The organism is Stenotrophomonas sp. AS012628 (genome assembly GCF_010608305.1).
Taxonomy (GTDB): Bacteria; Pseudomonadota; Gammaproteobacteria; order Xanthomonadales; family Xanthomonadaceae; genus Stenotrophomonas; species Stenotrophomonas geniculata.
In genome coordinates this window covers 71272-89679 of record NZ_VMBJ01000013.1, presented here as the reverse complement: position 1 = coordinate 89679, position 18408 = coordinate 71272, and the positions used below count along the sequence as shown (strand labels likewise).

General features: G+C 66.1%; 24 protein-coding genes, 1 tRNA gene and 1 riboswitch. Of the genes, 11 read left to right on the top strand and 14 right to left on the bottom strand.

Going from position 1 to position 18408, the window contains the following annotated elements:
• Positions 1-90: 90 nt before the first annotated feature.
• Positions 91-456, bottom strand: coding sequence for a DUF6164 family protein (locus G5A07_RS08655; protein WP_010486017.1), 366 nt, complete (start codon positions 454-456; stop codon positions 91-93).
• A 70-nt stretch (positions 457-526) separates the two neighbouring features.
• On the opposite strand from G5A07_RS08655, the gene G5A07_RS08650 reads away from it, so the two are divergent.
• Together G5A07_RS08650 and G5A07_RS08645 are read left to right on the top strand one after the other, a co-directional pair.
• Complete coding sequence (locus G5A07_RS08650) at positions 527-961, top strand: FKBP-type peptidyl-prolyl cis-trans isomerase (RefSeq protein ID WP_004152813.1); 435 nt, start codon at positions 527-529, stop codon at positions 959-961.
• A complete protein-coding gene (locus tag G5A07_RS08645) occupies positions 948-2195 on the top strand; it encodes a TIGR03862 family flavoprotein (RefSeq protein ID WP_191863161.1) in 1248 nt (415 codons plus the stop codon). Before G5A07_RS08650 ends, G5A07_RS08645 begins: the two co-directional genes overlap by 14 nt.
• A 122-nt stretch (positions 2196-2317) precedes the next feature.
• On the opposite strand, the gene G5A07_RS08640 is transcribed toward G5A07_RS08645, so the two are convergent.
• The 4 genes from G5A07_RS08640 to G5A07_RS08625 form a co-directional block, all read right to left on the bottom strand.
• Positions 2318-2779 (bottom strand): GNAT family N-acetyltransferase, encoded by a 462-nt coding sequence (locus G5A07_RS08640; protein ID WP_071305438.1) that lies wholly within the window; start codon positions 2777-2779, stop codon positions 2318-2320.
• 106 nt (positions 2780-2885) lie between these two features.
• Positions 2886-4508, bottom strand: coding sequence for an FMN-binding glutamate synthase family protein (locus tag G5A07_RS08635; protein WP_191863160.1), 1623 nt, complete (start codon positions 4506-4508; stop codon positions 2886-2888).
• Between the two features lie 54 nt (positions 4509-4562).
• A complete protein-coding gene (locus G5A07_RS08630; protein ID WP_019337201.1) occupies positions 4563-5849 on the bottom strand; it encodes a nucleotide sugar dehydrogenase in 1287 nt (428 codons plus the stop codon).
• A 142-nt stretch (positions 5850-5991) separates the two neighbouring features.
• Positions 5992-6426, bottom strand: a complete 435-nt coding sequence (locus tag G5A07_RS08625; protein WP_010486035.1) for a BLUF domain-containing protein — start codon at positions 6424-6426, stop codon at positions 5992-5994.
• 131 nt (positions 6427-6557) lie between these two features.
• Here G5A07_RS08625 and G5A07_RS08620 point away from each other — a divergent pair.
• Positions 6558-6644, top strand: a tRNA-Leu gene (locus G5A07_RS08620).
• A gap of 23 nt (positions 6645-6667) precedes the next feature.
• Here the strand turns inward: G5A07_RS08620 and hemN are convergent.
• A complete protein-coding gene (gene hemN, locus G5A07_RS08615) occupies positions 6668-8077 on the bottom strand; it encodes an oxygen-independent coproporphyrinogen III oxidase (RefSeq protein ID WP_049455351.1) in 1410 nt (469 codons plus the stop codon).
• A gap of 44 nt (positions 8078-8121) precedes the next feature.
• Positions 8122-8562, bottom strand: coding sequence for a group III truncated hemoglobin (locus G5A07_RS08610; RefSeq protein ID WP_109813828.1), 441 nt, complete (start codon positions 8560-8562; stop codon positions 8122-8124).
• Positions 8563-8741: 179 nt separating this feature from the next.
• Between G5A07_RS08610 and G5A07_RS08605 the strand changes: the two genes are divergently transcribed.
• Together G5A07_RS08605 and G5A07_RS08600 are read left to right on the top strand one after the other, a co-directional pair.
• On the top strand, positions 8742-9026 hold the full coding sequence (locus tag G5A07_RS08605) for a hypothetical protein (RefSeq protein ID WP_049455317.1): 285 nt from the start codon (positions 8742-8744) through the stop codon (positions 9024-9026).
• Positions 9023-10072: a 4Fe-4S dicluster domain-containing protein gene (locus G5A07_RS08600; RefSeq protein ID WP_049413251.1), complete on the top strand. Its 1050-nt coding sequence runs from the start codon at positions 9023-9025 to the stop codon at positions 10070-10072. Before G5A07_RS08605 ends, G5A07_RS08600 begins: the two co-directional genes overlap by 4 nt.
• A gap of 1 nt (position 10073) precedes the next feature.
• Here G5A07_RS08600 and G5A07_RS08595 read toward each other — a convergent pair whose 3' ends face one another.
• Together G5A07_RS08595 and G5A07_RS08590 are read right to left on the bottom strand one after the other, a co-directional pair.
• Positions 10074-10310: a hypothetical protein gene (locus tag G5A07_RS08595; protein WP_010486041.1), complete on the bottom strand. Its 237-nt coding sequence runs from the start codon at positions 10308-10310 to the stop codon at positions 10074-10076.
• A 353-nt stretch (positions 10311-10663) separates the two neighbouring features.
• The gene (locus G5A07_RS08590) at positions 10664-10873 is read right to left on the bottom strand and encodes a hypothetical protein (RefSeq protein ID WP_010486042.1); all 210 of its coding nucleotides are present in this window, start codon (positions 10871-10873) and stop codon (positions 10664-10666) included.
• Between the two features lie 111 nt (positions 10874-10984).
• On the opposite strand from G5A07_RS08590, the gene G5A07_RS08585 reads away from it, so the two are divergent.
• Entirely contained in the window at positions 10985-11386 is a 402-nt protein-coding gene (locus tag G5A07_RS08585; protein ID WP_010486043.1) for a transcriptional regulator, read from the top strand.
• A 22-nt stretch (positions 11387-11408) separates the two neighbouring features.
• Positions 11409-11472, top strand: a riboswitch (Fluoride riboswitch).
• A gap of 82 nt (positions 11473-11554) precedes the next feature.
• A complete protein-coding gene (gene crcB / locus G5A07_RS08580; RefSeq protein ID WP_005412844.1) occupies positions 11555-11947 on the top strand; it encodes a fluoride efflux transporter CrcB in 393 nt (130 codons plus the stop codon).
• Between the two features lie 4 nt (positions 11948-11951).
• Here crcB and G5A07_RS08575 read toward each other — a convergent pair whose 3' ends face one another.
• Entirely contained in the window at positions 11952-12785 is an 834-nt protein-coding gene (locus tag G5A07_RS08575; RefSeq protein ID WP_191863159.1) for an AraC family transcriptional regulator, read from the bottom strand.
• 134 nt (positions 12786-12919) lie between these two features.
• Between G5A07_RS08575 and G5A07_RS08570 the strand changes: the two genes are divergently transcribed.
• Positions 12920-13414, top strand: coding sequence for a DUF6265 family protein (locus G5A07_RS08570; protein WP_191863158.1), 495 nt, complete (start codon positions 12920-12922; stop codon positions 13412-13414).
• Between the two features lie 18 nt (positions 13415-13432).
• Here G5A07_RS08570 and G5A07_RS08565 read toward each other — a convergent pair whose 3' ends face one another.
• Positions 13433-13939 carry an ATP-binding protein gene (locus G5A07_RS08565; protein ID WP_191863157.1) on the bottom strand — a complete coding sequence of 169 codons (507 nt, stop codon included), beginning with the start codon at positions 13937-13939 and terminating at the stop codon, positions 13433-13435.
• A gap of 261 nt (positions 13940-14200) precedes the next feature.
• Here G5A07_RS08565 and G5A07_RS08560 point away from each other — a divergent pair, with 261 nt between their 5' ends.
• Both G5A07_RS08560 and G5A07_RS08555 read left to right on the top strand, forming a co-directional pair.
• A complete protein-coding gene (locus G5A07_RS08560) occupies positions 14201-15274 on the top strand; it encodes a hypothetical protein (protein ID WP_019337191.1) in 1074 nt (357 codons plus the stop codon).
• An 8-nt stretch (positions 15275-15282) separates the two neighbouring features.
• A complete protein-coding gene (locus G5A07_RS08555; RefSeq protein ID WP_191863156.1) occupies positions 15283-15903 on the top strand; it encodes a thioesterase family protein in 621 nt (206 codons plus the stop codon).
• Between the two features lie 15 nt (positions 15904-15918).
• Here G5A07_RS08555 and G5A07_RS08550 read toward each other — a convergent pair whose 3' ends face one another.
• Positions 15919-16188 carry a hypothetical protein gene (locus G5A07_RS08550; protein WP_191863155.1) on the bottom strand — a complete coding sequence of 90 codons (270 nt, stop codon included), beginning with the start codon at positions 16186-16188 and terminating at the stop codon, positions 15919-15921.
• Between the two features lie 123 nt (positions 16189-16311).
• The gene (locus G5A07_RS08545; RefSeq protein ID WP_010486056.1) at positions 16312-17016 is read right to left on the bottom strand and encodes a winged helix-turn-helix domain-containing protein; all 705 of its coding nucleotides are present in this window, start codon (positions 17014-17016) and stop codon (positions 16312-16314) included.
• A 105-nt stretch (positions 17017-17121) separates the two neighbouring features.
• On the opposite strand from G5A07_RS08545, the gene G5A07_RS08540 reads away from it, so the two are divergent.
• The gene (locus tag G5A07_RS08540; protein ID WP_019337188.1) at positions 17122-17763 is read left to right on the top strand and encodes a flavin reductase; all 642 of its coding nucleotides are present in this window, start codon (positions 17122-17124) and stop codon (positions 17761-17763) included.
• A gap of 4 nt (positions 17764-17767) precedes the next feature.
• Here the strand turns inward: G5A07_RS08540 and G5A07_RS08535 are convergent, their stop codons facing one another.
• Positions 17768-18298 (bottom strand): GNAT family N-acetyltransferase, encoded by a 531-nt coding sequence (locus tag G5A07_RS08535; RefSeq protein ID WP_237707001.1) that lies wholly within the window; start codon positions 18296-18298, stop codon positions 17768-17770.
• Between the last annotated feature and the right edge of the window lie 110 nt (positions 18299-18408).

Sequence of the window (18408 nt, the reverse complement as noted above, 5' to 3'; positions counted from 1 at the left end):
TGCCCACACCGCCCCGCCCTCCCACTGAAGCCCGGCTTTTGACGTTGCCGTTGCCTCTGCGGGTGCCGGGTGCAACACGGCCGAAACCCCTTACCCCCGCAACAGCACGAACGGCAGCAGCACCAGCGCCGCCGCACCGGCCATCGCCAGCAGCACCAGCACCACATACCCCGGTCGGCGCCGGAACAGGCTACCGAAGGTCTCCGCCGTGCCCTCGCGCAACGCCTGCTCGCGCTCGGCACGGATGCGCGGCCCGCGTTCGGCCTGGTACTCCGCCATCAGCGCCTTCGCACGCGGATGATCGGCGTCCTCGCGCAGCCACAGGCCGCCGTTGGAAATGCCCCAGGGGCTGGGTTCGGTGCGATACCAGGCGATGCCGTGCTGGTCGAGCAGCGTGCAGACATCGGCATATTCGTCGTCGCCGACATTGCGCAGATTGAGCAGGAGTTTTGCCATGCCCCCATGATACCCGGCGCCGATGCGCTACCCTTGCCGCCCTCGCCCTGCGCCCTTCCGGAGACGCCCGATGCGCCGCCTGCTGCTTCCCCTGCTGCTGTCCCTCGCCGCCGTTGGCTGCTCGACCGAACCGTCCGGCCCGCCGCCGGGTGGCACCCTGACCACCTTCGAGCGCATCGATACCGTCCCTGGTACCGGCACCGAGGCCGTTGCCGGCAACAAGGTCACCGTGCACTACACCGGCTGGATCTATGACAACCGCACCGAGACCAAGCACGGCAAGACCTTCGACAGCTCGGTCAGCCGTGGCGAGCCGTTCACCTTCGCACTCGGCGCCGGCCAGGTCATCCGCGGCTGGGATGAGGGCGTGGCCGGCATGAAGGTCGGCGGCAAGCGCACGCTGATGATCCCACCGGACTACGGCTACGGCGACCGCCGGGTTGGCCCGATTCCGGCCGGCTCGTCTCTGGTGTTCGACGTCGAGCTGCTCGATGTCAAACCGTAATACCGCACTGCCCCAGCGGGTCGCCGTCATCGGCGGCGGCCCGGCCGGCCTGTTCGCCGCCGAGCGCCTGCGCGCCGCTGGGCTGGAGGTCGACCTGTACGAGGCCAAGGGATCGCCCGGCCGCAAGTTCCTGATCGCCGGCAAGGGCGGACTCAACCTGACCCATTCCGATCCGCGCCCGCTGTTCGACAGCCGCTACCGCGAGCAGGCTGCCGTGGTCGGCAGCTGGCTGGATGGCTTCGACGCGCAGGCACTGCGTGACTGGGCCGCCGGCTTCGGCGTGGAGACCTACGTGGGCAGCTCTGGCCGCGTGTTCCCGGTCGACCGCAAGGCAGCGCCGCTGCTGCGCGGCTGGGTGCGTCGGTTGAAGGAGCAGGGTGTGCGCCTGCACGCCAACCACCGCTGGATCGGCTGGAGTGATGAAGGCGCATTGCGCTTTGAAACCGAAGACGGCGCCGTTGAAGTACATGCCGATGCCACCCTGCTGGCCATGGGCGGCGGCAGCTGGCCGCAGCTGGGCAGCGACGGCGCCTGGGTCGCGCCACTGCAGGCCCATGGCGTGGACATCGCACCGCTGCAGTCGGCCAACTGCGGTTTCGACGTGGGCTGGACCCCATTCTTCGCCCAGCGCAATGCCGGCGCGCCATTGAAGCCGGTGGTCGCGCACTGGATCGACCTGGCCGGACAGCCACAGTCGCTGCAGGGCGAATGCGTGGCCAGCGAGTACGGCATCGAAGGCAGCCTGATCTACGCGTTGGCGGCGGACCTGCGTGAGACCATCAACCGCGATGGCCACGCGATGCTGTGGCTGGACCTGGTGCCGGGCCGTGACGAGACGCGCCTGCTGGCCGATCTGTCACGCCCGCGCAAGGGCCGCAGCTTCGGCGAGCACCTGCGCCGCCAGGCCGGCCTGGATGCAGTGAAAGCCGCACTGGTGTTCGAGATTCTGGGTAAAGAAGCGGGCAACGACCTGCCGGCTGTGGCGGCTACGCTCAAGCGCCTGCCGCTGCGCCTGCTGCGTCCCCGGCCAATGGCCGAAGTGATCAGCACCGCCGGTGGCGTGCGCCTGGGTGCGCTGGATGATGGCCTGATGCTGCGGGCAGTGCCCGGGGTGTTCTGTGCCGGCGAGATGCTGGACTGGGAGGCACCAACGGGTGGCTACCTGCTGACCGCGTGCTACGCCAGTGGCCTGCGTGCTGCGGAAGGCGTGATCGGGTGGTTGGCCGGGCGCTGAAACCGGCCTTGTAGCGTCGAGCCATGCTCGACTGCGCTACTTGTAGAGCCGAGCCCACGCTCAGCTTGAATCAAAAGCAGCCGAGCGTGGGCTCGGCTCTACAGAACGCAGAAAACGGGCACTCACCACGGCCGGCGCATGCTCACCGAAGCCAGCGCCACGCCGCTGGGATGCGGGTAGGCCTCTTCGCGCACACTGATGAACCCCTGCCGCTGATAGAACGGCACGGCGTTGAGCGAGGCTGACAGCACCACCTCGCGCTCAGGATCGGCCATCGCCAGCAGGCGCTGCATCAGCGCCTGGCCGATGCCCTTGCCGCCACGATCCGGATCGACGAACAACGCATCGACTTCATTGGCATCGGCATCGAACACGCCAAAGCCGAGCAGACCGCCCTGCTCGTCCTCGGCCACCACGCAGCGACCCTGCGACAACAGCCGCGCGTACTGCGACGGTGGCGGCGAGGCAGACCAGGGCGCAATGACCTCAGGCGGGTAATGACTGCTGCAGGTCTCCCGCACGCAACGCGTGCGCAGCGCCCACAACATGGCCACGTCATCCATGGTGCCGGTCCTGAACTGCATGACATCTCCTTGTAGAGCCGAGCCTATGCTCGGCTGATCTTCGTTCCAACATCGCGATGCGTGATCGAGAAGCAGCCGAGCATGGGCTCGGCTCTACAACATCACGTTATCGCGACTTGCTGGCACGCAGTGCCTGGATCTTCGGCGGCGGCTGGAAGGAATCGCTGCGCGCATCGGCCCAGAACGCATGGAACACCGCATGGTCCGGCACCTTGTGCAGCAGCTCGCCCGGTTCCAGGTAACGGTACAGCGAGGCCAGCGAACGGATCTCCACCGGCGAAACACGGCGCAGGATGTGTTCCGGCCCGAGTTCAGCCGGATCATTCAGGCCCGCGGCACACAACAGTTCCTTCAAGGCATGCAGCGTGTGCTCGTGGTAGCTGTACACACGGGTGGCCTTGTCCGGTGCATCCAGATGCCTCCAGCGCGCGGGATCCTGGGTCGCGATACCGGTCGGGCACTTGTCGGTATGGCAGCTCAGTGATTGGATGCAGCCCAGCGCGAACATGAAGCCTCGGCCGGCATTGCACCAGTCAGCCCCCAGCGCGATGGTCCGCGCGATGTCGAACGCACTGGTGATCTTGCCAGCCGCACCGATGCGGATGCGATCGCGCAGATCGAGGCCGACCAGGGTGTTGTGCACCAGCAGCAGCGCCTCGTGCATCGGCACACCCACATGGTCGACGAATTCCGCCGGTGCCGCACCGGTGCCGCCCTCGGCGCCGTCGACCACAATGAAATCCGGCAGCAACCCGGTTTCCTGCATCGCCTTGGCAATGCCGAACCACTCCCACGGATGGCCGATGGCCAGCTTGAAGCCGACCGGCTTGCCACCGGACAACTCGCGCAGGCGGGCGACGAACTGCAGCAGCTCGACCGGCGTCGAGAACGCCGAGTGACGCGACGGCGACACACAGTCCACCCCCATCGGCACGCCACGCGTCACCGAGATCTCGGCGGTCACCTTCGGCGCCGGCAGCACGCCACCGTGGCCCGGCTTGGCGCCCTGCGACAGCTTGATCTCGATCATCTTGACCTGGTCATGGGTGGCATTGGCAACGAAGCGCTCCTCGCTGAAACCGCCCTTCTCGTCACGGCAACCGAAGTAGCCCGAGCCGATCTCCCATACCAGGTCACCGCCCATCTCGCGGTGGTAGGGCGAGATCGAACCCTCGCCGGTGTCGTGATAGAAGCCGCCCTGGCGCGCGCCTTCGTTCAGCGCGCGGATGGCATTGGCCGACAGTGAACCGAAGCTCATCGCCGAGATGTTGAACACGCTGGCCGAATAGGGCTTGGCACAGTTCGGGCCGATCAACACGCGGAAGTCATGCTTGGCGATGGCGGTCGGTGCCAGTGAATGATTGATCCACTCGTAGTCCACCGCATAGGTGCTGCGCAGGGTGCCGAACGGCACCGTGTCCATCTCGTTCTTGGCGCGCTGGTAGATCAGTGCCCGCTGCTGGCGCGAGAACGGCACGTCTTCCAGGTCGCTCTGCACGAAGTACTGGCGGATCTCCGGGCCGATCGATTCCAGCCCGTAGCGGAAGTGCGCCATCACCGGATAGTTGCGGCGCAGCGTGCTGCGCTTCTGCAGCAGATCCCAGGTCCCCAGCGCCACCATCGCGGCAGTCAGGCCGACGCCCCAATACCAGGCCGGCCAGATCGTGGCCAGCCACAGGCATATCGGGAACATCAGGATGGCGAGCAGGTAGACGATATACCGGTGCATGGCTTTCCTCGGTTGCAACTGCCCCGAGTCTACCGCGCCGTTCGCTGCCCGGGCTTACAAGCGATCGTCAACCACGTTGCGCGGCCAGGCCGATTTCACGTCGTAGACCAGGCCACCCGGCGCCAATAGCCCCCGGATTGCGGATTCATCCATCGCCTTGAAACGGGCGTGGGCCACCGCCAGCACCACCGCGTCATAGCGCCCTGCCCCGGGCTCGGCCAGCCAATCCAGGCCCTCGCCGGTCAATGCCGCCGGGCCGACCCACGGGTCGCTGACCTCTACCTGCGCGCCGGCATCGCGCAGCCGTTGCGCCAGCTCCAGCGCGCGGCTGTTGCGCAGGTCCGGGCAATCCTCCTTGAAAGTCACGCCCAGCACCAGGATGCGTGCGTCCGCCGGCGCACGGCCACGCTCGGCCAGCATCGCCAGCACCCGCGCGGCCACGTGCTCGCCGACGCGGTTGTTGACCTGCCGCGCGGTGTGGATCAGGTCCGGGTGGTAGCCCACGCTCTCTGACTTGTGCAGTAGGTAATACGGATCGACGCCGATGCAGTGACCGCCGACCAGCCCCGGCCGGAACGGCAGGAAATTCCACTTGCTGCCGGCGGCGTCGAGCACGTCCTGGGTATCGATGCCGAGCCGATCGAATATCAGGGCAAGCTCGTTGACCAGCGCGATGTTGACGTCGCGCTGGATGTTCTCGACCACCTTGGCCGCTTCAGCCACGCGCATCGACGGTGCCGGGAACGTACCGGCGGCGATGATGCGCTGGTAGAGACCATCAATCACCACAGCGGCTTCCGGTGTCGAGCCGGACGTGATCTTGCGGATGTCGGCCAGGCGCCGCTGGCGGTCACCGGGACTGACCCGTTCCGGGCTGTAGCCGCAATAGAAGTCTTCGTTGAAGCGCAGGCCCGACCCCTGTTCCAGCAGCGGCACGCACACTTCCTCGGTGGTGCCGGGGTACACCGTGGACTCGTAGATCACCAGATCGCCGGCGCGAAGATGACTGGCAATCAGTCGTGTCGCCGAACGCAGGGGCTCCAGGTCAGGCTGCTCGTAAGCATCGATCGGGGTCGGCACGGTGACGATGTAGACATTGCAGGCATCGAGCAATGCCGGATCGCTGCCGTACTGCAGAAGCTGCGCACTGGCCAGCTCGTCGGCTTCCATTTCCAGCGTGTGGTCCTGGCCGCTGCGCAGCTCGGCGATGCGACCGGCATCGATATCGAAGCCCAACGTCGGCCACTGCCGGCCAAACGCCACCGCCAAAGGCAGGCCGACATAACCCAGGCCGATCACCGCAAACCGGGGGGCGCTGGCCGCCGCAACCGGCGCACTCATCGGCACATCCCATGCAACGGATGCGATCGCACATACGCTGCCATGGCTTCGGCCAACACACTCATCTGCTGCACCACTCCGGAAAACCTGCGCCAGAAAGGCTACAGCCTACCGGCCCCGGCGCCCTGCCGCCAAGGCGGGCTCAGGACCCCAACGCCACCGCGGCCGGTTCCAGTTCACCGTCGGCGCCGGTCCAGGCCTGCAGCAGGCGCTCGAATCCACCACTGCCAAGCAGGAAGCCGGGCCACGCGGCATCGACAATCTGCGCCAGCAGCTCCGGCTCGATCCGCCGCGTGCCCATCGACCAGCGCGGAAATGCGCGCTGCACCACGGGTGCACGGCACAGCACTTTCAGCTGCACGTGGCTGCGCGCGTTGAGAATGCGCTGGAACACCGAATCGATGCCGTCCTCCGGGCCCTCGAGATACTGCAGGAAGCGTGCTCCGTCGAACATCAGGACACCGGTGACACCGGCTACACGATTGAATGCCGTGGCGTCGGCCAGCAGGCGGTCAAGATCGGTTGTCTGCAGATCGGCGCGGGCCTCACTGGCATAGGCAATCGCGTGCAGCGACATCAGGTGGCTCCCCCCCTGGGAACGATGGCAGGGACTATGACATGAATGCGATCGACAGTTAAGCACGCGGCCGCCGTGATGCAATCCGGTCGCGGCACCGCAGGTGGGCTACAATCGGCGCCGCGCTGCAGGCCCGGATGGCGAAACTGGTAGACGCATCGGACTTAAAATCCGCCGGGGGCAACCCCATGCCGGTTCGATTCCGGCTCCGGGCACCACGCGAGCGCAGCACACGCTACCTTCAGATCGCCCGCGAATAACGCGGTTGCTCGTGCGCGGCACGCAGGTACGGGTCGAAGCACATCGCCAGCAACCGCAGCAATGGTCGCCCAGGTTCGCTGGCACGCACCACGCCATCGCGGTATTCGGCCAGGCCGTCTTCCTGCAGCCGCTGCACCGAACGCAGGTCCTCGGCGAAGTACTGCTCGAAATCCACGCCGTGACGCTGCCCCAGCAGCACGCCATCCACCTCGCCCTGGCACATCAGCTGCTGGATCAGTTCCGCACGCAGTTGGTCGTCGGCACTCAACGCCACGCCGCGCCAGACCGGCAGCTGGCCCTGGTCCACCGCATCCTCCCACGACGGCAGATCGCGCGGATTCTGGCTGTAGGTGGCACCGATGTGGCTGATCGCACTCACGCCCAGGCCAAGCAGATCAGTATCGGCGTGGGTGGTATAGCCCATGAAGTTGCGATGCAGCTGGCCGGCACGCTGCGCGCGTGACAGATCCTCCTCCGGCAGTGCGAAATGATCCATGCCGATGTACTGGTAGCCGGCCGCAGAGAGCTTCTCCACCGCCAGGCCCAGCAGCGCCAGCTTGTCTTCCGGCGAAGGCAAGCGGCTTTCGTCGATCTGCTTCTGCGCGCGGAACAGATGCGGCAGATGCGCGTAGCCATACACCGCCAGGCGATCCGGGCGCAGCGCCAGCACCCGTTCGAGGGTGCGGCCGAATCCTTCCAGGCTCTGCCCCGGCAGGCCATAGATCAGGTCGACGTTGACCGAACGCATGCCGCTGTCGCGGCAGGCGCGCAGGATGTCCAGCGTCTGCTGCACACCCTGTATGCGGTTGATCGATTCCTGCACCTGCGGGTCGAAATCCTGCACGCCCAGGCTGGCCCGGTTGAAGCCCAGCCGCGCCAGCATGGCGACGTCGCGGGTGTCGATGAAGCGCGGATCGAGTTCGATCGAGAAATCGCGCTGCGGCGAATCACTGAAATCGAAGCGCCGGCGCAACCCTTCCACCAGCGTGGTCATCGCCTCGGCATCGAGGAAGTTCGGCGTACCACCGCCCAGGTGCAGCTGGATCACCTCGCGGCCGTCATCGAACTGCGGCGCCAACAGGTCGGCCTCGGCCAGCACGCGCGAGACGTAACTGTGGCCACGACCGCGATCGCGGGTGATCACCCGGTTGCAGCCGCAGTAGAAGCAGGGGCTGGAACAGAACGGCACATGCACATACAGCGACAGCGCGCGGGCCAGCTGGTTGCTGTCGGAGATCGCCTGGCGCAGCGCCGGCGCGTCGAAGCCATCATGGAAATGCGGCGCGGTCGGATACGAGGTGTAGCGCGGGCCCGGCCGGTCGTGCCGGCGCAGAAGGTCGGGGTCGAAGGTCCAGGCCAGGCCGCCGGCGGCGGGAGAGAACGTGTCCATGCCGCCAGCATCGCGCCGGGCGGCCTGCGCCGCCTTGACCCAGATCAATCCTTGCCGGGGATCCCCAGCACCGGCAGGCCCACCTGCGGCCAGCGCAGCATCTGGTAGCGCTTCCAGAAGGTGTCACCGATGCGCGCGGCCACGTCGTTGGCCAGTTCCTGCATCGGCGGGTTGTTGCATTCGGCAGTGGTGATCCGGAACAGCACCAGCCAGCGGTCGAACAGGTCCTTGTCCAGCTCGATGGCCATGTGCTTGGACATCGGCGAGCCCTTGAAGCGACGGGTACCGCGCAGCATCGCCGACCAGAAGTCGACCAGCTGCGCCAGATGCTCAGGCCAATCGTGGACGTGCGCCTCGAACACCGGTCCCAGCCGTTCTTCCTCACGCACGCGGGCATAGAAATCGTGAACCAGGCGGGTCACTTCCTGCTCGGTGCACAACCCGGGCGAGGCGACGGGGAGGACAGGCGGCGGTGTTGCGTTCATCGGGGTACCCAAAGCGTGCCGGCAGTGTGCCGCACCCAGGCGGCAGCGCCGTTGATCCAGATCAATGTCGGCGCAGTCCGCTGCACCTAGGCTGGCACGCTTGCAGGAAGCATGCCCTGCGGATGCCGCGCCAGCCTTGGCGAAGTATACGCGCCGCCCACTTTTCGATCCGGGACAGCATGAACAGACCTTCTCCCAACCGCCGCCAGAGGCTGATCCAGCAGTGGGGCGCCATCCTCTGGCCCAGCTTCATCGCCGCCGGCGTTGCCAGCGTGGTGTTCTTCGCTTTCGTCGATCCGTTGCGCCTGCAGGCCATCAGTTTCCCGGGCACGGCCATCAGTCGCGAACTGGGCTATACGGCGGGATTCTTCATGTTCTGGTCGGTGACGGCACTGTCCAGCGCGGTCACCTGGTACCTGCAGCGGCCGATGCCGAGCGATGACGACGAGCTGCCGCTGGGATGAGTACGTCCTGCACCCGGATCCCCCGTCCCTGGCACTGGCGCGGCACGCTCAGCGCCGCCTTGCTGGCGCTGTTCTACGCACTGCCGTGGCTGCGCTGGGAGGGTCGCCAGGCGCTGTTGCTGGACATCAACGCGCGGCGATTCGACCTGTTTGGCTGGACGTTGTGGCCCAGCGACGCCGGCGTGCTGATCGGACTGCTGGCGGTGCTGGCGGTGGGCCTTGCGCTGCTTACCCACCTCGCCGGGCGCATCTGGTGCGGCCATGCCTGCCCGCAGACCCTGTGGCGGCGCGCCTTCGACGGGATCGCCCGCAGCGCGGCCCGCATGCTGCCTGCACCTGCTGTACGCCCGGCCACCCAGCTGGCCTGGGGGCTGTTGTCGCTGTGGACCGGGATCACCTTCGTCGGCCTGTTCAGCCCCATCGCCGAACTGGTGACCGCTGCGCCCCACGCCGGCTGGAGCCGCTGGGAAACCTTCTGGGTGCTGTTCTATGCAGCCGCGACCTGGGGCAATGCCGGTTTCCTGCGCGAGCAGGTCTGCCGTTCGCTGTGCCCGTTCGCACGCATGCAGCCGCTGCTGACCGATCCGCACACACCGCGCATGCTGTACGACGCCCGTCGCGGTGAGCCGCGCGGGCCACGTCCGTCCGGGCTTGGCGGAGTACTGGGCCGTGGCCGCGGCCTGCTCGACCCGACCACTGCGCAGGACTACGTATTCCGCGCCGCGCATCCGCTGCTGGCCGGACCGATGCCGACCTTCAGCGCCGACCGCCTCGGTGACTGCATCGACTGCGCTGCTTGTGTCAGCGCCTGCCCGATGCAGCTGGACATCCGCCAGGGGCCGCAGGCCGATTGCCTGGCCTGCGGCGCCTGCCTGGAGGCCTGCGCACAACAACAGCACCGGGCCGGTTTCGGTCCGGGGCTGGTGCGCTACTGCAGTCCGCAGGCGATGGCTGGACAACCGAAGCGCCTGTGGCGCCCCCGGACCCTGGCCCTGCTGTCCTTGTTGCTGGCGCTGCTTGCCTGCGGCGCCTGGCGCCTGCTCTGAATCAACGCGCCCCGTTGGCGTGCGGCGGCACAAGCTGCGCACGCCGGACGATGCCCAGCTGTTCGATGATCAGCGCCATTTCGTTGGTGACTTCGGTACGCTCGGTCCCCTGCGGGACCAGGCGGTCCAGCACCTGCTGGTAGGTATCCCAGAACGCCGGACCGCATCCGTGTTTGTGGTAACTGGCTTCCAGTTCGCGGCGTACCCGTTCAGCCAAGCCATGCATGCCGTATTCCATACGACCTCCGTTGGACTTGTTCTGCATTGTTGACGGTCTACCGACTCACTTGCGTGCTACTGAAAGACTCCCAGGCTTCACGCTTGGTTGACTCCAATTAGTCATAGATTTCACGACAGGTCAATTACATGCAGCGACTTTCGTGATTGAAATTATTAATCGTTCACGAAACTACATACGGGGACCCGGGCCCCCCGGATGGGGTGAAGCCGACAGTAAGCGGGACCCAAGGACCGACACCTCCAGTAGATGGCGCCGATTGTGATTCTCAGATCGATCGATCTTACCTATTTTGCTAAGAATACTTAGCAAAAGGCGCTTAGCGTGCTAGATGCGACAAAAGGCGGCGCAAGTCAGATGGATTCGCCCGCCGACGCTTCTGTCGTGGGGAACAGGTTGGGATAGCGCTGATGCAGGATGTATTGCCGCAGGGCCGGAATCGGGAAGTCCCTCGGCCATTGCGACACTGCGGAACGGCTTATGCCAAAGAAGCGTGCCAGTTCGGCGTCGGTGCGGAATCCCAGCCGGGTGCGCACCTGCCGCTTGCTCCAGAATTCGGTCACGGTCGGTCCTTCTGTTAACCAGACTGATTCTTGCGACAAGGCTTCTTCGCAATCCACGCGTTAAGCTGGCTTGCATAGATGAATACTCTCGGCCAACGACTCGCGGCAGCCATGAAGAAAGCCGGGCACCCACGCCCGGCCGATCTGGCACGCGCCGCCAAATCAACGACAGCAACCATCAGCAACTGGCTCAACGATCACGTGAGCGCCTCGCACGTGAAAGCCGAACAGCTGTTCCGCATCGCAGATGCGGCCAAGCTGGACGCCCGCGAGCTGCTGTACGGGGTCAGCGGGCTCGGCGTCGGTGAGCCCGGCAGTGCCTACATCCCCAGCCAGGCCCATCTGGATGTCTGGCAGGACGCCTACGAGCTGGTCAGCCATCTGGTGGCCGAGAACGGGCTGGAGATCGACCACCGCCGCCATGCGGCGCTGGATCTGCTCGCGTTCGAACTGCTGATGGATGGCTTCAGCCGCAGCAAGGTGGCTCGCGTTCTGACGACCTCGATGACGTGAATGCACCGCCGCTGGTAGCATGGACCGCGATGGGGATGGGGCTCCCCCGATAACCGCCTGAGAAGGCTGATGGCTCCTGCCAGGACGAACCCGGTGTTCGTCGACGGCAGGTCGTGCCTGCCCTCGGCGTTCGCCATTGACCCTGCGAACCCGCATTCGAGGCACGCCATGCAAGCATTGAACAATTATTTCCTGGTCTTCGTCGGCGGCGGCATCGGCGCCTGCCTGCGCCACGCCTGCAACCTGATCGGCGCGCGGGTGGCGGTCGGCAGTCCCTGGCCCTGGTCGACCTTCCTGATCAACATCAGCGGTGCGCTGCTGATGGGCGTGGTGGTCGAGGTCTTCGCCATGCGCAATGGCGCCTCGCCGCAGCTGCGCCTGCTGCTGGCCACCGGCATCCTCGGCGGCTACACCACGTTTTCCACCTACGCGCTGGAGATCGGCCTGCTGCTGCAGCGTGGCCAGCATGGGCTGGCGGCACTGTATGCCGGTGGCTCGGTGGCGCTGGGCCTGGCCGGTCTGTTCGGTGGCATGAAGCTCGCCCGGCTGGTGCTGGGCTGACCGATCAGGCCGCGCTGACCCGTGCCTGCCCCCGCCATTCCCGTGGCGACTGCCCGGTATGCGCCTTGAACGCGCGCGACAACGCCGCTTCGCTGCCATAGCCCACATCGTCGGCGATCCGCTTCAGCGGCCGCCCCTGCCGCAGCGCCTGTTGCGCGAGCCCAACCCGCCACCCCTGCAGGTACTGGCCTGGCGTGGTGCCCATCGCCTCGCGGAAGCTGGCGGCGAACACGCTGCGTGACATGCCGGCGACCTCGGCCAGGTCTTCCAGGGTCCAGGACTGTGCGGGCGCTTCATGCATCGCCACCAATGCCAGCCGCAGCCGCGGATGACCCAGCCCGGCGAACAGGCCGCCGCGCATCTCGCCACCTTCCATCAGCTGGCGCAGCACTTGGATCATCACCACCTCGAACAGCCGGTTGACCATCGCTGCCCGCCCGCAGCGCTGCTCGAACGCCTCTTCGAACAGCAGTTCCAGCGCCGCGTTGCCTCCATACAGGTCGGCCAGCGGCAAGCAGATGAAATCGGGCAGCGCAGCACTGATCGGATTGAGCCGTCCGCCCTCGAAATGCAGGTTGGCGCAGGCCATGTCGGCGCCCTGCTGCGGGTCGGTACTGAAGCGATGTGGCATCGGCCGCGGATACAGCAGCAGGCTCGGCACTTCGACCTGCACGGTCTGCTGCCCGTGACTGACCTGCAGCGGCCCGCGCCGCACCAGGTGCAACTGACCCGCCTCATCCTCACCCTCCAGCGTGTTGATGCCGCACAGCGCGCCGGCATGGAACACCGAAGCCGTGACCGCGAAGCGTTCAAGAAGGATGGCGAGGCGGTCGACCATGGCGGGACTCCGGGTCAATCAAAAATGGCTCAATGCGACAGATCGTATCGGAATCAGCACTGGAAGGGACGGCACTGGCCGCGTGATCCCCCGGGCGCTATACAGGCCGCACATTCCCGCGCATGGAGGCACCGATGTCGCTCCGCATCGCCCTGGCCCTGTTGCCGCTGCTGCTCGCGGCCCCGCACGCACTGTCCGCCTCACCCTCGAAGATCGAACACCTGGCCTGGCTGGCCGGTTGCTGGCAGCTTGATGGCCAGCCGGCCGGTGCCGGCGAGCAGTGGTCCATCCTGGCTGGAAACACCCTGTTCGGCAGCAGCCGCACCCTGCGGGATGGCCGCACGGTGGGCTTCGAGTTCATGCAGCTGCGCCAGCACGATGATGGACGCCTGGTGCTGACCGCCCTGCCCTCTGGCCAGAACGCCACAGACTTCAACGCCACCCGGGTCGATGGCAATGAAGCCGTGTTCGAGAATCCCGCCAACGACTTCCCGCAGCGTATCCACTATCGGCGCCTCGACGACCAGCGCGCGCATGCGCGCATCGAGATCGCGCAGGACAATCCGAAGCAGACAATGGACTTCCCGATGCATCGCGTCGCATGCGGTGGACCGGTGCCCGCGACCTGACCGGCACCGCGCCCAGTCCTACGCCGTATGGCGGATCACCCAAAAGCCCTCTTCCGCAGCTGGTGCAACGAAGTGGCGGGTGATCTGCTCGAACTCCTCGTCGCTGGCCGGGAACGGATGCTCGCCGAGTGCATTGCGCGCGCGCAGCCGCGCCTTGCAGACGTCGTCGGCAACATCGAGGAAATGCAGTTGATGTGCAGCGCCAGCCGGCGAGAACACTTCACGTGCCCACGCGCGACTGGCTGGCGTATTGAATGGAAAATCGAGCACCACCGAAACACCCGCCTGCAGCAATGCGCGCAGATGACCGGCCAGCACATTGCGCAACGTGGCTGCACGCTGCAGATAGTCGGCAATGGAATGGATCTCGCCCGGATACAGTGCCGCCAACCATGCATCTTCGCTGATCAATACGTGGCGCGGCTTCAACGCCAACTGCTGCGACAGGGTGGATTTGCCAGCACCGATCTTGCCGCACACCAGGTGCAGGGTCGGCGAAGGGTCGTTCGATGAAAGGTTGCGCATCTGCGTTCTCCTTGGTGGATTCCATTACCCGGGAGAGCGCTGTGTGCAACCCGCCTTCCCGGGCGGGTTGCTTGGCCGTGATGACCGCGCGCTACCCCGCCTTCCCGTGAGGAATGCGGATAATCGACGCGGTGCTGTGCAGGGCCATGCCGCCAGCGTAGAGCGCCGCCTGTTCGGCCCGCAACCCCCTGCGGCAGTGCAGCGCGCGCAACGTTTCGTTGGCATCTATGCTCGGCGCCATTCCCGCATGGAATGACCCCGATGCGTCCCTTGCTTCGATGCGCTGTTGCCCTCTGCCTGCTGCCCTGGATGACATCGCTGGCTGCACCGCCGACGGCGGCACGCATGCTCAGCGGCGAACTGCAGGGCGCGCCCTGGCGGCTGGATGTGCCAGCGAACTGGAATGGCGAGCTGGTGATGCTGGCCCATGGCTATGAACCGGTCGGCGTGCCGCGCACCGTACCCATGGCGGCCAATGACAGCACTGCGCCACTATTGGCAGCAGGTTACGCGGTCGCGCAGAGTGCCTATGCCAGCCAGGGCTGGGCGGTGGCCGATGCGATCACCGATACGGAACGCCTGCGCCAGCAGGTAGTGGCTGAACTCAAGCATGTACGCCACACCTGGATGCTGGGATTCTCGATGGGCGGTGCCGTGACCATTGGCAGCCTCGAGCGCTTCCCGCAACACTACGCCGGTGGTGTGTCGCTATGCGGCGCCAATCTCAGTGGCGAACAGATCGCGACCGATCTGCTGACCACGCTGGTCGCATTCGATTACTTCTTCCCCAAGGCGGAGGGGCTGCCGGGCACCGGGTTGGTATCGCGCGAGGCAGCCATGCTGCCGCAGGGTGAGCTGTACCAGGGCATCGCCAATGCTCTGCAACACGATCCGTTGCACGCTGCATTGCTGGCGCAGCGGCTGCAGGTCTCCGCTGATGCACTGGCCGGCACGATCAGCCTGCACGCACTGGTCCTGCATGAACTGGCCACGCGCAGCGGCGGCATGCCGGTCGGCAACCTTGGTGTGATCTACAGCGGATTCGGTGACGACGCCGCGTTCAATGCCGGCGTGCAACGCATCGATCCCGTGCCTGCGGCGCAGGCGCATGTCCGCAATGCGCTCGCATTGACCGGCGCGGTGAAGCGACCGCTGGCGATCCAGTTCAACCACAACGACCCCACCATCGTGCCGCACATGCAGGCGGTGTATCCGCAGATGGCCGCACGGGCTGGCGCGCGACCATTGCCGCGCGTGCTGCCGCCAGTGGGCGAAGGGCATTGTGGCTTCTCTGGATCACAGATTGTCGATGCGTTGAAGACGGTCCAGCACTGAGCCGGCGTGTGCCGCAGTTCATCAGGGACCCACCCAAAGGACTGCTCGGCACCATTCCGATCGAAGCGATGGAGGCCGACGTACAGGTGCTGCGCGCTGGTCGCACCATCGAACTGGTCGAAGCTACCCTGCGTCATGACGATCGCCCGGCGCTGCGCGTGCGTGCATGGTTGATGCGCCCGAACGATGCGCAGGCCATCGCCGGCACGCCGATCGCTGCCATTGCACCGCCGGAATCAATGCCCGCATGGGATCCAGGTACGGCCTGGCCAGGCGGATTCATCAAGAGCGTGGAGATCCGCCGGCACGATCAGGGGCCAGGCCGTGCCACCTACTGGGCGCGCGCGAAGCATGCGCTGCTGGACGGCGAGCCGGTCAGTCCACTGGCCCGTGCCGCCACCCTGTTCGATCTGTCCAATGGCATGGCCGTGCGCGCCGATCCGAAGGAGGTCGCCTTCCCCAACCTCGATCTGACCGCTCACCTGTTCGGCATGCCCGAAGGCGAGTGGCTGGGCTTCGACACGTCGGTGTCGTTTGGCCACCAGGGTCTCGGCTTGACCAGCACCGTGCTGCACGATGCACGCGGTCCGATCGGCATGCTCGGCCAGGCACTGACCGTGCGCCCGTGATCCCAGCGGGCGGCGTCAGCCGCCCAGCGTGCCCATGGTGAAGGTGTAGCCGGAGCTCATCAGGAATTCGCGCATGCGCATCTCCGCGCGCCGCGGTGAGGCGAGGTTGGCCGGTGCATACAGCGCGTAAACCACGCCCGCGCCTTCGATGGACTCGCGGCGCACCCCGCACTGGCGGGTCTCCGAAGCAATCACCCATCCATCCTTCAGTCGATCCGGTCCAATCGACTGGCCGTTCATCAGCCGGAACGTCAGCCAACGTACTTCCACAGAAGATTTGCTCATTGCCGACGTACCGCCAGCGTGCCGCGATCGTTCATGTCCTTGCTCGCCATTGCAGCTCCCTAAGACTTGGAACTCGACCATAGCGCCTTGCCATGTCGTGGGCGAATGAGACTGGCAGGGCACTTATGTCGCCAGGCCGAACCGCTTCCACAGTGCTTCGCGCCCCGGCTGCGTCAGCCGCAGTTCGCGTCGGCCCTCAATCCGCCGAAGCCAATCGTTCTTCACGAAGCTGTCCAGCATCGCCTCGCCGACCAGCCCGGCCAGATGCGGGCGCCGCTCGGTGCAATCCAGGCATCCTCGGCAATAGCGTGCAGGCTTGACCGTCACGGGAAGCCGCAACAGTTCAGTCAGCGGCTGGCCAAGCTCCCGCAGGAACGCTGCACCCTCCACACTCACCTGCCAATGCCCCTCGTGCGGGACCAGGTGTCCTGCCCCCAGCAAGCGGTCGGTGATCGCCACTGCGTGCACGCCAGCCAGATGCCGATAGCAGCTCCGCGCCTGACGCAACGCCGGCATGCTGCGTGATGCGGAAACCGTGCAGGACGGCGTGCGGTCGGCAACGCGCAGGATGCCCTCCAGCATGTCGGCAACCTCGTGCGAGGCCAGCCGGTGGTAGCGGTGTCGCCCCTGCGCGACGGCGACCAGCAGATCGCCCTCAATCAGCCTGCGCAGATGCGTGCTCGCCGTCTGCGGTGTCACTCCGGCCACACGAGCCAGCTCCGTCGCGGTATACGCACGCCCATCCATCAGCTGCAGCAGCATGGCCGCGCGCGCCTGGTCACCGACCAGGGCACCGACGCTGACAAGGGAACCGGAGGTGTGGACCATGCCCGCATTGTGGCACGCCGTTTCGCGCCGACAGTTCGATGCAGGCCGAAGCATCGGCACCCGCTGCCACGGCACAGTGGACACCCCGATAGCGCAAGGCCTGCCGTGAAAGCCGCTCCGATCCCCCGCCGCCGCATCACCCCTTCGGTCCTGTATCCCGGCACACCGGTGCTGCTGATGACCACGCTGAACGACGATGGCAGCAGCAACATCAGTCCGTTGTCTTCATTCTGGGCCTTGGGCAACCGGGTGGTGCTGGGCCTCGGCGTGCAGGGTCAGGGCTATCGCAACCTGCAGTTGCGCAACGAGTGTGTACTGAACTTCCCCTCATCCGCGCAGGCCGTACAGGTCGAGGCCATCGCGCGGGCGACAGGCTGCGATCCGGTGCCCACTGCCAAACAGGCGATGGGCTACGTGCACGTGCGCGACAAGTTCGCGCTGGGTGGATTCAGTGCAGTCGCCTCCACCCACGTCGCGCCAGAGGCGATTGCCGAGTGCCCGCTGCAAGTGGAAGTCAGCGTGATGGCGATGCACCCGCCCGGCGAGGATGACGGCCAGGGCTTCGTGATCGTTGAAGGACGGATCCGTTGCGTGCATGCGCACGAAGCGATCACCGTGGCGGGCACCCAGCACATCGACGTTGCGCACTGGAAACCGCTGATCTACCTGTTCCGCCACTACGTGGGCGTGAGCGAACCGGTCGGGCGCAACTTCCGCGCGGAGACCCCTATGGGCGCTTCTGCCTAGCTCCCTAGACCGTTTCGCCCTGCAGATCGAGCACGGCCGTGGTCCAGCGGCGCTCTCCCAGCGTAGCCACCATGCCGCCTCGATAGACGAAACGGCGCGCGTGACCGTCTTCAATGAAGCAGGTCTCGTTCTGCATCGGCACATAGCCCGCAGAGGCATAGTGCCGATGATCCAGGGCGAACAGCACGGCGAAATCGATACCGTGCCGACGCAGCTCCGCATGGGCCGCCTCGATCAAGCGCGAGGCAACGCCTTGCCGGCGAACGTCGGCACGCACCACCACGCCGCCGATCAAGCCTATGCGTTCCGGTTCGCCATCCAGCAATACGTTGCGTTCGTACAGTGCAAGGTGAGCGACCACATGATCGCCTTCCATCGCCAGGACCAGAGCGACCGGCCCCGGGATAGCATAGCCGTCGCCCTGCATGTCCGGGAACGCCTCGCGGAGCAGATCCTCCGCTTGGTGACGGTGCTCCGGCGCCACGCGCTCCCTGCTGGATACCTGAACGTGCATTGCCCTGTCTTCCTGGAACATGTGTCCAGCCTCATCGTGCCACGGAAACATGACCGTGCCTGCGGCAACATTTCACCGTCAGCACAGCGAGATCCAGTACGAGACGATATCCGCGTAGCTGCCCGCGCGTT